The sequence below is a fragment of the Massilia hydrophila genome, assembly GCF_020208145.1.
Classification (GTDB): domain Bacteria; phylum Pseudomonadota; class Gammaproteobacteria; order Burkholderiales; family Burkholderiaceae_D; genus Telluria; species Telluria hydrophila.
The window spans coordinates 73,799-87,897 of the sequence record NZ_JAHYBX010000001.1; the positions used below are offsets into that span (position 1 = coordinate 73,799).

At 65.2% G+C, this 14,099-nt stretch carries 8 protein-coding genes; 2 read left to right on the top strand and 6 right to left on the bottom strand.

All coding sequences use genetic code 11. The features are described 5' to 3' along the window. Positions 1-110: 110 nt before the first annotated feature. The 6 genes from LE190_RS00330 to LE190_RS00355 all read right to left on the bottom strand — a co-directional run bounded on the left by LE190_RS00330 (position 111) and on the right by LE190_RS00355 (position 6,053). Entirely contained in the window at positions 111-428 is a 318-nt protein-coding gene (locus tag LE190_RS00330) for a hypothetical protein (RefSeq protein ID WP_225236853.1), read from the bottom strand. A gap of 114 nt (positions 429-542) precedes the next feature. Next, a complete protein-coding gene (locus tag LE190_RS00335; RefSeq protein WP_224947694.1) occupies positions 543-1,301 on the bottom strand; it encodes a Crp/Fnr family transcriptional regulator in 759 nt (252 codons plus the stop codon). Between the two features lie 22 nt (positions 1,302-1,323). Further along, positions 1,324-1,734 carry a VanZ family protein gene (locus LE190_RS00340; RefSeq protein ID WP_225236854.1) on the bottom strand — a complete coding sequence of 137 codons (411 nt, stop codon included), beginning with the start codon at positions 1,732-1,734 and terminating at the stop codon, positions 1,324-1,326. Positions 1,735-1,813: 79 nt separating this feature from the next. After that, positions 1,814-2,932, bottom strand: a complete 1,119-nt coding sequence (locus LE190_RS00345; RefSeq protein WP_225236855.1) for an acyltransferase family protein — start codon at positions 2,930-2,932, stop codon at positions 1,814-1,816. A 23-nt stretch (positions 2,933-2,955) separates the two neighbouring features. Beyond that, positions 2,956-4,206, bottom strand: a complete 1,251-nt coding sequence (locus LE190_RS00350) for a tetratricopeptide repeat protein (RefSeq protein ID WP_225236856.1) — start codon at positions 4,204-4,206, stop codon at positions 2,956-2,958. Further along, on the bottom strand, positions 4,203-6,053 hold the full coding sequence (locus tag LE190_RS00355) for an adenylate/guanylate cyclase domain-containing protein (RefSeq protein WP_225236857.1): 1,851 nt from the start codon (positions 6,051-6,053) through the stop codon (positions 4,203-4,205). Before LE190_RS00355 ends, LE190_RS00350 begins: the two co-directional genes overlap by 4 nt. Before the next feature lie 234 nt (positions 6,054-6,287). Between LE190_RS00355 and LE190_RS00360 the strand changes: the two genes are divergently transcribed. Further along, positions 6,288-7,766 carry a FecR family protein gene (locus LE190_RS00360; RefSeq protein WP_225236858.1) on the top strand — a complete coding sequence of 493 codons (1,479 nt, stop codon included), beginning with the start codon at positions 6,288-6,290 and terminating at the stop codon, positions 7,764-7,766. 508 nt (positions 7,767-8,274) lie between these two features. Further along, positions 8,275-14,067, top strand: a complete 5,793-nt coding sequence (locus LE190_RS00365; protein WP_225236859.1) for a DUF4214 domain-containing protein — start codon at positions 8,275-8,277, stop codon at positions 14,065-14,067. Positions 14,068-14,099: the final 32 nt, after the last annotated feature.

Genomic DNA, 14,099 nt, shown 5'->3' on the forward strand with positions numbered 1-14,099 from the left:
CCCAAAATTATACTTCATCCAACAGCCAATCCGTTGTTACAGGTGTAACATCTTGTCGTTAGTTAAGGCTGATTTGTCATGGATTATCCTGCATCCGGCCGGGATTCCGCTCAGCTGCCGAGATTGGTAAAGATCCCGACCGCCAGCTCTGCCCAGCAATACAGGAACAGCAGGCCGATCAGGCCAAGGGCGACGAGGCGGCCTTGCGTACCACGCAGCTTGCGCAGGGCAAGGCTCACGGCGACGCCGGCGATCGCCAGCAGGGTGCCGGCGGCAACGAAGTCGAGCGGAGTCCACACCACTTCGTTCGTGAACTGCATGGCGACCAGCGGAATCATCAGGATCGCGGCCGTCACCACCGCGACCACGCGCAGGCTCTTGCCCATGCCCGCTTGAAGAGGGCTGTTCTTGCCCGTTAGTGTGCTCATCGTCATCTCCCCCTTGTCATCGAAAACAGCCGACCGTCCGGTGTCGTGGCGTGGGCGGGACACCCGCCCATCCTTCGTGAACTGTAGCACGCCCAAGTCAGGGCGAGCCGGACATCAGGATCCCTGCACCAGCTTCTGCAACGCGTCCGGCTTCATGATGATCAGCCGGTGTGCATCCTTCTGCACGATTCCCTGCTGCGCCAGCGCGGTGAGCGCCCGCGTCACTGTTTCGCGGCTGGTATTGATCATGTTGGCGATGTCCTGGTGGGTCGGCAGGTTCTCGACCACGGCCGGGGCGCCCGGTTCGGCCTGCTTGTTCTTCTGCATCAGCGTCAGGTAGGTGTAGATGCGCTTGGCCGTGTTGTTAATGCTCAGCAGCGAACGGAATTCGGAGTCGCGCTGGATCTTCTGGGCCAGGTGCTTCAGCATCTGGGTCGCCACCGAGGGCGAGTGCGCGAACAGGTGCATCGCGGTGGCGGCCGGCAGGAAGGCCACCAGCGCATCCGACATCGCCACCACCGAGGCGGAGCGGGTCGAATTATTAATCAGGGCGATTTCGCCGAAGAAGTCACCCGGCATCAGCATGCGCAGGCCGATCGCGCGCCCGTCCTCGGTCACGTCGATCACCTGCAGCTGGCCGGACAGCAGGAACATCAGGCCGTCGCCATGGCCGCCCTTTTGCAGGACGATGTCGCGCTTGCCATACTGGCGGATCCGTACGTCCTGCTTGACGCGGGTGATCTCCTCGTCAGACAGGCCGGCCAGCAAGGGAATCTTGCGCAGGTGAATCTGTACCTGCCGCTCCTCGGGAAGGGCGGCATCGTTCTGGGCGGGAGCCCGGCGGGCACTGGCGGTCTTGGCGGTCGCGGTCATGGTGCGGGGAGGATAGCAGTCCTCAGGAAAAGCTCACGTAGAGTTGGGCGGCGGCGGCCGTGAACGCGATGCCGGCCGCGTTCGCGCCGATGTCGCGCCAGCAGAAGCGCCGGTCGGGCACCAGTGCCTGCAGGCATTCGATCAGCCAGCCCGCCACCAGCAGGCCCAGCAGCCAGTACAGCGCCTCCAGAGGGCCCTGCGCCACGCGCAGCGCCAGCATGGCCAGCACGGCGAAGCTGGCGAAGTGAAGGAACTTATCGTTCGGCAATGGCGGCAGCCAGCGATTCGGAACCAGGCATCCCACGCATACGGCAGCCGCGGCCATGCCCAACAGCACCATGTCTCCCACCACGATCGCACAGCCCTTCCAGAATTTCTGACAGCCGTGATTGTATACGGTCGAGCCTGCTTCTGGTGGGTTCCAGCCGGTCATGCAGGGTGGGTGGCGCGTGCCTGCAACGATTATAGGGGAAGCGGCCCAGGGGGCGGCAAGCCCCCTCCCTTGATGCCGCTCAGGCCGCGCGGTCGGCTGCGCCGAAGGCCGGCGCCGGCGCGGACGCACTCCGTCCCAGCCAGCGGCGCGCAGCGCGCAGCGCGGGCGCTTCGACCAGGTGCCAGCTCAGCATCGCCAGCGGCAACACCACGGCCAGCGTGGCCAGGCTCAGGCCGATCGGGCCCACCGGCGGCAGCACTTCGCGCAGCATGATGATCACCGGCCAGTGCCAGATATACACGCCATACGAATAGTCGTGGCGCTGCACGTGCGCAGCCCAGGACAAGCGCAGGCTGCCGACGCACAGGGCCAGGCTCACCGCCAGCAGGGCGATGCCGAACCAGGTCAGGGGGCTGGGCGTCAGGGCTTCCGAACGGGTCCAGTTGAGCAGCAGCAGCGCCAGCGCGCAGCCCACATGGCGCCAGCCGATGCGCAGCTCCGGGGCCAGGGTGTGCAGCAGCATCCCGACCAGGAACAGCGACCACATGCGCACTTCCCACACATAGCCGCTCGCCACCTCCGGGAACAGGTTGGCCGCGAGCAGCAGGAACAGGGCGGCGCCGCGCATCCAGCTGCGCAGGGGAGCGGCGGCCGCCAGGCCCACCAGGGCCACCATCACGTACATCCGGCCTTCCCAGTACAGGGTCCAGAGCGGACCGTTCAGGTCCTGGCCGCCGAGCACGCCGGGAATGCGCAACTCTTGCGCCGGAATGTGGTAGACCAGCCCATGCAGCACCGTGTTGCCGAAGATGTAGCGCCAGGGCGCGCCGTCGAACAGGCCGCGCCAGCCGGCGCTGGAAAAGAACAGCACCGCCACCACCGTGCTCAGCAGCAGGCAGGCGAACAGCCCGGGCACGATGCGCGCCACGCGGCGCAGGGCGAAACGGCCCAGGTGCGGGTCGCCCATCCAGCTGCGCGTGATGAACATGCCGCTGATGACGAAGAACACGCCCACCGCGAGCGCGCCCAGGTCGGTGTTGGGCGCCAGCAGCCGGGTCAGCGGATCGGCGTGCGGCGCCGCCCGGTTCATCATCCAGGTATGGTAGGCCACGACCAGCAGGGCGCAGACGAGGCGCACCAGGTTGAAGCCGTTGTCGTGGGAGGCGGTCGCAGTGCCGAGCGGGCGGATGGGTGTCATGGGCGTGTCGTCGCGTAGCGGTCCTACCAGCCGTTCCATTGCCAGGCCAGCTGCAGCACGCGGTTGTTGTATTGAAAAATCGAGATGTTTTCCGCATTGCGGATCAGGCGCGTTTCCAGCACCAGGCTGTTGCTGCGGTCCAGCGCATAGCTCAGGCTGGCCCGCAGGACGCGCGTGCGCTGGCGGCGCACGGTGTCGATCAGGCCCGGCGCGTAGGGCGTATCGCTGTTCCAGGTTTGCTGCGACAGTCCCAGCTCAGCGCTCAGCGGGCCGCCGATCGGCAGGCGCGATTGCAGCGACAACTGCCAGCCGCGGCGGTCGCCACCGGGACGGGCGCCGCTCGCATGGTCGCTCTGGACGGCGGCGCCGGCGTTCACGCTGACGTTGCCATGGCGGATTGCCAGCTGGCTCCTGAACTCGGCGCTGGTGGCGTCGAAGTTATCCAGGGTCGGATAGCGCATCCGCACCAGGTTGGCGCTCAGCTGCAGCTGCGGCTTCAGGGGCAGGGCCAGCGGCGTCGCGATCCTTCCCTGCAGCTGCAGCTGGCGCTGGAACAGTTCGCCGCCGAAGCTCACCACGCCGAGGGCGCCGCCGGCGCTGGCGGTCCAGCGCCCGAAACGCCAGGCGCTGTCGGCACCCATGGTCAGGGCGCTGTTGTCATACTTGTGCATGCTGTCGTTGCGGCGGCTTTGCATCTGCACGAAGCCAACGGTGCCGTTCGGGGTCAGGTCGCGCCGGTATTCGGCCGCCAGCAGCTTGTAGCCGTCGTGCAGGGGCAGGAATTCCCCGGTCAGCAGCAGCTCGGCCGGCTTGTCTTCGTTGATCACCGTGTAGCGCGGGTTGCTGGCGCCCTGGTTCACGTTCTGGTCAATGCCGCGTCCCGCCACGACCGTGACCTGGCTCTGTGGCTGCCAGGCCGAGCAGCCCTGGGCGCGCGAACGGGTGATCAGCTCGACGATGCCGGGCGGCGGATCGAAGCGCTGCTCGATGGTACGGAACAGCTGCTCGGCCTCGTTGCCATGGCCAAGCGCGCATTGCAGCAGCGCCAGTTCGAGCCAGGCACCGGCATGCAGGGGTTCGCTCTCGATGGCGCGCATCAGCATCGCGCTGGCGTCGCGGTTGCGGCCTTCGGAGATCGCCTGCAGCGCCTGCTGGTACAGGTCCAGTCCCGGGGCGGGAGCGGCCTTCGCCTGCGCCGCCGCCTGGGGCAAGGGCAGGGCCAGCAGCGCGGCCGCGCACCATGCGCGCAGCGATGGCAGGATGCGGCCCTTCATGTGGTCTCCAGGGAAGTGGCGGCTGCCCGCGTGCCCGTACCGCCGCCCAGGTCGAGGGTGTACAGCATGGTGGCGCGTTCCTTGCCGCGCAGCAGGCGTTCGCCCAGGGGCAGGAAGCGGTGGCGGGTGGCGCGTGCCACGGTGCCGCCGCCGATGATCAGGTCGTGCGGAAAGTCTCGCGCCGCCTGTTCCAGGCGCGCGGCGGTGTTCACGCCGTCGCCGACCGCCGTGTAGATCGAGCGCGCGCTGGTGCCGAAGTCGCCGGCCATCGCTTCGCCGCTCTCGACCCCGATGCGCACCCGCAGCGGCCGTCCGCCGGCGGCCACCCGCGCGGCGCTGAACGCGGCGACACGGCGCAGGATCTCGTGGGCGGCGTCGAGTGCCAGGTCGGCGTGGTCGGCCAGCGGCAGCGGGGCGCCCCAGAAGGCCATCAGGCCGTCGCCGGTGTACTTGTCGAGGGTGCCGCCGCGCGCCAGCACCGGACCGGTGAGGCATTCGAGGAAGTCGCGCGTCAGGTGCGCCGCTTCTTCCACCGGCAGGGCTTCGACCTGGGAGGTATAGCCTTCCATGTCGGCCACCAGGGTGGTCACGTCGCGCCGCGCCGGACGCAGCGGGTCGGTCAGGCCGCGCTTGAGCATCTCGTCCACCACCGAGCGTGCCACATACTGGCGCAGGGCGGCCAGCAGGTTGTGCGAGCGCTGCTGGGTCAGCTGCCACTGGAAAGGCACCGCCACCAGCAGCAGGAACAGGCAGGTCGCCAGCGGGCCCGTGGTCACCAGGCCGGGGTCGTGCTGGCTGAGCGGCATTGCCAGCAGCACCCAGCCGGCCGCGGCGCCCGCCAGCAGCAGGGTCGCGGCCAGGGCCGACACGCGGCCGAAGCTGAGCGTGGCCAGCAGCGCCACCGCGGCCGCGTACAGCAGGGCGATGGCGCGTCCCGGCCATGGACGTGGCGCGAGCCCGGCCTGGTGGTCGAGCAGGGTGGACAGCATCGCCGCCTGCACCCCCAGGCCGGGCCGCTGCGCCGCCAGCGGGGTGGCCACGCGGTCGGCCTGCCCCAGCGCAGACGAGCCGATCAGCACCAGGCGGCCGTCGATGTCGGACGCTTCGGGCAGGCTGGCGTCGAGCAGGCGCGCGGCCGGGATCACGTCGAAGGCTTTCCAGTCGCGCTTGTAGGAAACGCGCATGAAATCGGCATCGGGAAGCACCAGCGGCGGCCCGCCCGCGCAACAATTGATCAGCTCGGCCGCTAGCGGCAGGTGGACCCGGCCCTCGAAGCGGGTGCGCAGAGGTACCCGGCGCAGCACGCCATCCTCGTCGGGAATGAAGCCGATGTTGCCCACATGGGTGGCCTGGGCCGCCAGCAGCGGGTGGTTGCCGATATAGCCGCTGGCCGCCACGCCGCGTCCGTCCCGGTCCGGATGGCCACCGCCGACCGCGCCGTCGCGTAGGCGGGCGCCGATGTAGTGGTAGTCGAAAGCCTGGGCCAGCACCAGCGGCGCGTGGCGCGCCAGCAGGGCCAGGCGCTGGTCGCCATTGTCCTTGCCGGCCTCGGGCAGCATGATGTCGAGCGCCACGCCGCGCGCCTTGTAGGTGGTCAGCAGCTTCTCGACCAGGTCGGCGATGCGCGCGCGCGGCCAGGGCCAGGGGCCCAGTTGCGCCATGCTGGGTTCGTCGATGTCGATCACCAGCACGCGCGGCTCCGCGGCGGTGCTTTCGTTCAGGCGCAGGTAGGCGTCACGCAGCCATTCGTCGCCAAAACGCGACACTCCGGGTGGGGGCGGCGACAGGGTCCAGGCCCCCAGTAGCAGGGCCGCCGCACCTATGAAAATGCGTGCCAGCGTCAGCACCAGATGGCGGCGAGGGGACTGAACTTTTGACAACAAGATTATTCTGGAAGAAATGAGGAATCGCGTAGTATAGCCGGTCACATCTCTTCCATAGAGAAATTGTTACTTTGGTGATAGAGACACCATGTTCATTATTGCGGAGAATGTGATGGCCGTCACAGACTGATAGGGCCGGTGCCGGACAATAATGATGGAAAAATGGGAACAACCGTGATCAAAAGAACCATACTATGCATGGGCCTGTGGCTGGCGGCCGGGCTTGCATCTGCCGCGGAGGCTGGCAAGGTGATTTTCGTGGCCGGCGACGCGCGCGCCGATGCCCGTCCGCTGGTCATGGGAGCGGCCGTCAACGAGGGCGAGCTGCTCAGCACTGGTACGGATGGCTACGTCTACATCAAGACCCTGGACGACGGCCTGTTCATCCTGCGTCCCAAGACCCAGGCGCGGATCGCGGCCTACCGCGTGGACCGGGTCAACCCGGCAAATACCCGCGTCAAGCTCGAACTGTTGAGCGGCGTCGCGCGTACCCAGTCGGGCAATGCGGTCAAGCTGGCGCGCCAGAACTTCCGCTTCAATACGCCGGTCGCCGCCATCGGCGTGCGCGGTACCGACTTCACCGTGTTCACCGACGACCAGACCTCCAGCGTGGCGGTGCTGTCGGGTGGCATTACCATCAGCGGCTTTACCGGCGCCTGCGCGCGCGAGGGCAGCGGCCCCTGCGAAGGCGCGGCCAGCCGCGAACTGTCGGCGTCGCAGAAAGGGCAAATGCTGCAGATCCGGCGCGGCCAGGGCGCGGCCCAGCTGGTGACGGGCGGCGCCACGCCGGACGTGGTGGCGCCGCCACGCCCGGACGAGCCGCTGGCCAAGGCCGCCGCCTCGAGCGCGCCGGAACCCTATATCGCGCCGCAGAAGGTGGCGGTGCTGCAGGAACAGGTCAAGGCGCCGCCTGTGACGGTTCCGCAACAGCCGCAGCCGCAGAATCCGCAGCCGCAGCAACCGGGCGAGAATCCGGGCGAGACGGGGCCTGTCCAGCAGCCCGAACCGGAAGCGCCTGTCCAGCAGCCGGAACCGGAAGCGCCGGTCACGCAGCCCGACATGCCGACCGTGCCGGTCGATCCGAAGCCGCCGGTAGTGGTCAATCCGGATCCGGCAGGCCCGGCCAAGCCCGACCCCTCGGTGCCGGCCCAGCCCGCACGCGCCCTGACCTGGGGCCGTTTCGCGGCGATTGCCGACAGGCCGGTCCAGGTCGATCTGGTACAACAGCTGGAAAAAGGGAATACCCTGATCGCGCAGAAGGGCGATTACGCGCTGCTGCGCACCGATGGCGAATTCGTGATGCCGCAGCGCGGTAGCGTGGGTTTCCAGCTGCAGGAAAGCGAGGCTTTTATCTATAGCGGCAAGGAGGGCGTGCAACCGGTCCAGGCTACGCTGGAAAACGGCCAGCTGCGTTTTGATTTCGATAAGCGCAAATTTTCCACCAGTTTCGATCTGGTAAATGCGGCCGAGCGATTCAATATGTATGCATCAGGTTCGGTGGCGGGAGATGGACGCTTTTCCGTTGATAGCCAGTTTGCCGTAGGAAATAATATGGTGGTAGACGGCGTCCTTGGAGGACGTAATGCAGATTCCGCCGCTTATCTGTTCCAGGGGCGTCTGTCGGAAGATCGCCGGGTATTTGGCGCAACGTCCTGGGGCAAGGCGCCAGGGCAATAAAAAATCCGTTTCTCCGAGCAAGGCCGGAATCGTCAAAGACGATCCCGGCCTTTTTTATTTGCCTCAAAAAATCCAGCAAGTCTCGGGCAAGATCGCCCATTGTCGGCGATCAGGCAGGCAACACTCAATCGTTAAATGTAGATTGAAATTCGTCCGCAATTTACATAAATATGAATAAATACACTATATCGAAGCATGTGATAGTTTTGGTGAGATTCTCTGTTTCAATAAACGTGAATATTCACAATTTGTAATGAAATGTCTCTGAATCGGCTGAATGTTTTTATCGCCCGCCGTTTTCTTGCCTGCCCTGGATATATCAAATATGATACCGCGGCCCTTGTTCTCAGCCATTGTGGTTTTTTTTCAGAATGTATGGCTCGATGTGATGTTCGTCACATCTGTTGTACTTCCCGTTCTGACATGATGCCGTCACTGGAATGCACCCGAGTACCTGGCAATCCAAGTTAACTTGAAACGTTTTGTCCTTCCTAATCTAGGAGCTTAAATGAGTATCTACACCAACGATCTGCAATCCCTGTACATCGCCTACTTCAACCGCCCAGGCGATACCTCGGGCATGGCGTTCTGGGAAGCAGCTCTGGCAAGCGGTCGCGCCACCCTGGCCGACGTGCGCGCTGCGTTTGCAACCGCCGACGAATACAAGGCCGAATACGCCAACAAGACCAACGCGCAAGTCATCTCGCAGGTCTACATGAACCTGTTCGGCCGCCTGCCGGACCTGGCTGGCCTGGAATTCTGGACCACCAAGATGGCCGAAGGCGTGGTCACCATCGACCAGGTCGTGGCGCAAGTTGCTGCCGGTGCACAGAACCAGGACAAGATCGCTTTCGAGTCGAAGACCCAGGCTGCCGTGGCGTTCACCGCCGCCCTGGACGACATCAAGGAAGTGCTGGCCTATGAAACCGCCGCTGGCCAAGCCATCGCCAAGAACTACATCTCGGGCGTGAAAGACGCTGCCACCCTGGCTTCGTCGACCACCACCGCTGCCCTGGACGCGCTGACCGCACAGATCGTCAAGGCCGCGAACCTGGACGACGCTACCCGCACCGTCTCGCTGACCAACGACATCGACCTGCTGACCGCGAACGTGTTCAACTCGGTCCCGACCTACACCCCGGGCGGCGACGAGTTCATCAACAGCCTGCAGGATGAAGACGTCCTGATCGGTGCTGGCGACAACCCGACCCTGAACCTGACCCTGGGCACCGCCAACGACGGCGCCGAGACCGAAATCGCCCCGACCCTGATCGGCATCGAAACCATCAATGCACGCATCAGCGGCTCCGCTGGCGCAACCGACGGCGGCACCGTCACCGCCCTGAACCTGGCAGACGCTTCGGGCCTGAAGACCATCAACGTCGAGCGCATCACCGGCAATGCTCCGGAGTTCGAGTTCCGCGAACTGGACGCATCGGTCAACAACATCAAGCTGGCCAACGCCACCAACACCGGCACCGTCACCTTCACCCACAAGGAAGAAGTCCTGACCGGCACCAGCGAAGCCCTGGACGTCACCCTGACCAACGTGCGTAACCACGCGGTCAACTTCCAGGAAGGCGGCGACCTCGGCGCTGATACCGGCTTCTACTTCGAGAACATCAACGTTGTTGCCGCCGGCACCAACGACATCGACACCCTGACCTTCCAGTCCAACGGCCGTGAAGACCTGGTTGCCGGTAACGACGAAGACACCACCAAGCAGACCCTGACCATCACCGCTGGCGCGGCTGCTGGCGCTGCCGGCTCGTTCGAAGTGAACGTGCTGAACGCAACCGGCGTCGACACCATGACCATCCACGCCAACCACCGCGTGGACATCGCTGCTGACAAGGCTGCCGCCCTGTCCGCTGGCGACGGCCTGAACACCGCCGACCTCGAGCGCCTGAACATCGACGGCGCCGCCAACGTGCGCATCGACGGCCTGGAAGGCCAAGTCGCCGCCTTCGGCGACACCAAGGGCCTGACCGTGGCTGCTGGCACCATGACCGGCAACCTGCGCGTCGGCGTCACCGGCGGCACCAGCGGCGACGACCTGTTCGCCCTGACCTCGGGTTCGGGCAACGATGAAATCCGCGCCTTCGGCAACCTGGGCGGCGACGTCGCTACCCAAGACGGCAACGACACCGTCGTCGTCAGCGGCAACATGCTGGGCACCGCAAGCATCAACGCCGGCGAAGGCAACAACGTCGTGACCGCCGCCGACATGCTCGGCGCCGCTGCTAGCGACCGCGACCTGGCCAACAACGGCGGCTTCGACGACATCCAGGCTGCGACCATCGTCACCGGCTCGGGCAACGACGTCGTGACCGTGCGTGACCTGCTGAACCAGGCTGACTGGGACAACATCACCATCACCGACGGCAACAACAACGACCAGCAGTTCATCGTTGGCGCCATGGTCGACACCGGTGCCGGCAACGACACCATCAACTTCCGCAGCGTGGCTGAAGGCGCAATGGTGCAAGCCGGCGAAGGCGACGACATCGTCAACGTCGCGCTCAGTAACGTGGGCACCGTGCTGGCTGGCGACAGCCAGGCCAACCGTGCAACCCTGGTCACCGCCACCAGCGGCGTGGCTACCGGCCGTACCGACGAAGTCAACCGTGACGGCACCGTGAACCGTCTGGGCGCGATCGTCGACCTGGGCGCAGGCACCGCCGACGTCGCCAACTTCACCGAAGTTGACCTTGTTGTCGACACCGACTTCATTGCTCCGGCCGAAACGACCGTATCGACCACCTTGATCGTTGGCCAGGATGCTGAACTGCGTGGCGCCGAAACCGTGAACGTGACCGCCCTCGACCGCGTGAACGTCACCACCACCACCACCACCGTGGACCAGGATGGTGTCACCACCGGCGTGCAGAACGACATCAACGCCAACGTGATCGGCACCCAGAACCTGAACCTGACGATCCTGAACCAGATCGAAGACAACGTCGATGACGCTGTCGTGGCCCACACCACCATCGATGGCGCAGTCGTCAACGACAACAACGCAACCGACGGCCACATCTACGCCGACGTGATGCGTTTCGACAGCGCACTGCAGAACATCGCCCTGGTGTCGCAGGAAGCCGCGCTGCAGACCGGTTCGGCCACCGAAGTGTACGAAGCCGGTACCCGTACCGAGTTCAGCCTCGACAACATGCGTTCGGGCATCAACCTGTCGCTGCGTGCAAACGAAGCAACCGGTGTTGCCGCTGGCGCCCTGCGTGACGACAGCCAACTGGTGATCAGCTCGACCACCGGCCTGGTGACCACCAACGCTGCCGCCGCAGACGTCCGCCTGAACCTGAACTACGACAACGCACGTGGCCTGAACGACGCTGCAGTCCTGAACGTCGACGCAGCCAGCGGCGCATTCGACCTCGACCTGCGTATCGGCGCAACCGTCACCGACGTGCTGGACACCGATGGCGACGGCAACTCGGCAACCGTGGCGAACGCAGCCTCGACCACCGATGACGACACCATGCGCATCGAGAACTTCACGGTCAACTTCGCTGACGCGAACAGCCACTCGATCAACGCCAACGGCTTCGGCGACGTGGTCTTCCGCGGTGCAACCGACCGTCCGGCAGCCGTCGCTGGCGACGTGAGCTCGACCGCTGCAACCTCGTTCACCGTGAACTCGGCTGCCGCAGCTGGCTCGACCATCGCTATCGACAACGTCAACGCCGACGTCATCCGCGTGAACAACGCTGCTGGCACCGCCGTGACCGCCGCCAACGTGGTCGTCCGCGTCAACGCGAACAACAACTACGACATCCGCACCGGTACGGGCACCGACGTGATCGACATGCGTGCTGACGACGTCCGTTCGGACGACAACGCCACCGCACTGGACCGCGCCGACCGCATCGACGCCGGCACCGGCCGCGACACCATGATCGTCAGCGGTACCGACAACCTGGGTCAGAACATCCTGCCGGCCATCACCACCACGGTTGATGACGACGTGTTCGCCACTCTGCGCGGCATCGAGAAGATCCTGGTCGACTCCGACGCCGCAGCTGGCGTCCAGCAAATCACCCTGGACGAGCAAGCCACCACCACCGGCGTGGACACCATCGCCCTGGTGGGTGCTGGCAACCAGACCCAGCGTATCGTCATCGGCAACAACTTCGTCCTGGCGAACAACACCGGCGACAATGCCAACGGCCAGCTGACCACCGCTGCCAGCGCATTCGTGGTCGACGCTTCGATGCACACCGGCATGAGCAGCATCGCCATCGAAAGCAAGGATGACGACACCGACGTCGCACTGGTCAACCTCGACCTGCGCGCCAACTCGGTCGGCGGCGCCAACGTCAACCTGGTGAACACCGGTGACCCGTCGGCACGCGTGGAACTGCGCCTGACCGCTGCCCACGAAGATGACGGTTTCAGCCTGACCAGCGCAGTCGTCGCTGGCGGCGACGGCAACGTCGGCCTGCAGGTTGCTGCTGGCAACGTCGACAAGATCGTCATCTCGGACATGGCTGGTGTCTCGACCGTGTCGCACGCTGACGCGACCGTGACCACCGCCGCTGAAGGCGCGATGACCGTGAACATCGACGCATCGTGGACCGGCGCGGCATTCGAGCTGGACATGTCGGGTGTGGCTGACACCGACGCCAACCAGGCAACTGGTGGCGCTACCATCCGTGCTGCTTACGGCGACACCGCAACCCTGAACATCAAGGGTACGGCCAATGCCGACAACATCATCGGTGGCCGCGGTGCTGACGTCATCGACGGCGGCGCAGGTAACGACATCATCGTCGGCGACGAAGTCACCCTGCAGAACGAGCTGGAAGTCGTGACTTTCGCAGCCAACTACGACGGTGGCGACGTCATCACCATCACCCATGGTGGCACCACCCAGAGCTACACCGTGGCAGCTGGTGGCGAGACCGGTGCAGCTGTCGCAGCCGTGTTCGCTGCCCGTGTATGGGGTTCGGCTACCGCCGCTGTTGATGCCGCAAGCCGTCAGCTGCGTCTGACCGGTACCACCGAGGGCATTGACTACGTGGCTAGCGCAACTGTGAACAACGACAACGACACAGCTGCGGCTCCATCGAGCACCGTCCTGGCGTTCACCGGCAGCACCGACCCGCACGCTAACATCCGTGTCACCGTCGGCGGCCAGACCTATGACATCATCGACCTGAACTCGGATAGCTCGGTTCCGGCAGGTGTCCCGGCTGCACTGCTGACCGCACTGGGCGCTACTTCGGCAACGGTGGCGGCAACCGCAACTGGCATCGCGCTGACCTTCAGCCGCGCTACCGGTGGCGATATCGCTGACATCACCGCAGTGCAAGTGCTGACCGGCCCGGCGATGACCTACACGCTGACTGAAACTAACAGCACGGCACCGATCAACCAAGTCAACCCGCAGTTCGTCACCGAAACCCAGGCACGCACCGTGCTGGGCGGCGCTGACACCATCAACGGCGGCGCAGGCAACGACACCATCGCTGGCCTGACCGGCGCTGACATCCTGGACGGCGGCGCTGGCGTCGACACCCTGGACTACAGCCTGAGCCTGGGTGGCGTGACCGTCGATATCGCTGCGAACACCGCTTCCGGCGGCGACGCACAGGGCGACGTGATCAGCAACTTCGAGTCGATCGTTGGTTCGGCCTACAACGACGTCCTGACTGGCAACAGCCTGGACAACCTGCTGGCAGGTGGTGCTGGCAACGACACCATCAGCGGCGGCGCTGGCGTGGACACCATCTTCGCTGGCGTGGGTGCTGACATCGTCACCGGCGGTACCGGCAACGACATCATCGACCTGGGTGCTGACACGGCACGCGACATCGTCCGCTTCGCAAGCGGCGACGGCGTCGACACCGTGACCAACTTCCTGTCGACCGCTGTCGACATGTCGACCACCGACCAGATCCAGTTCACCGACTTCGCTGACCGTGACCTGATCCCGACCTCGCTGCTGCAACAGACCGCAGCTGGCAACGCCAACGCAGTCATCTCGGGCGCAAGCACCGAGCTGCTGATGGTGACCGGTGCAACCACCTTCGTCGGCGGCGTGACCACCGCCAACGTGGCTGCTGCCCTGGGCGCTGCCTTCGACATGACCGCGCTGGCCGATGGCCGCACGATCTTCGCGATCCAGGTCGACACCGACGGTAACGGCACCACCGAAACCGTGGTCGGCTACTACACCGACGTCGGCGCGGATGACGTCATCGACGCTGGCAACATCGAGATCCTCGGTGTGGTCAACGGCGCAGTCGGCACCGACAACTTCTGGCTGCCGACCGTCTAATCGACGCAAGGTAAGCAGAAGATCCACCGGCT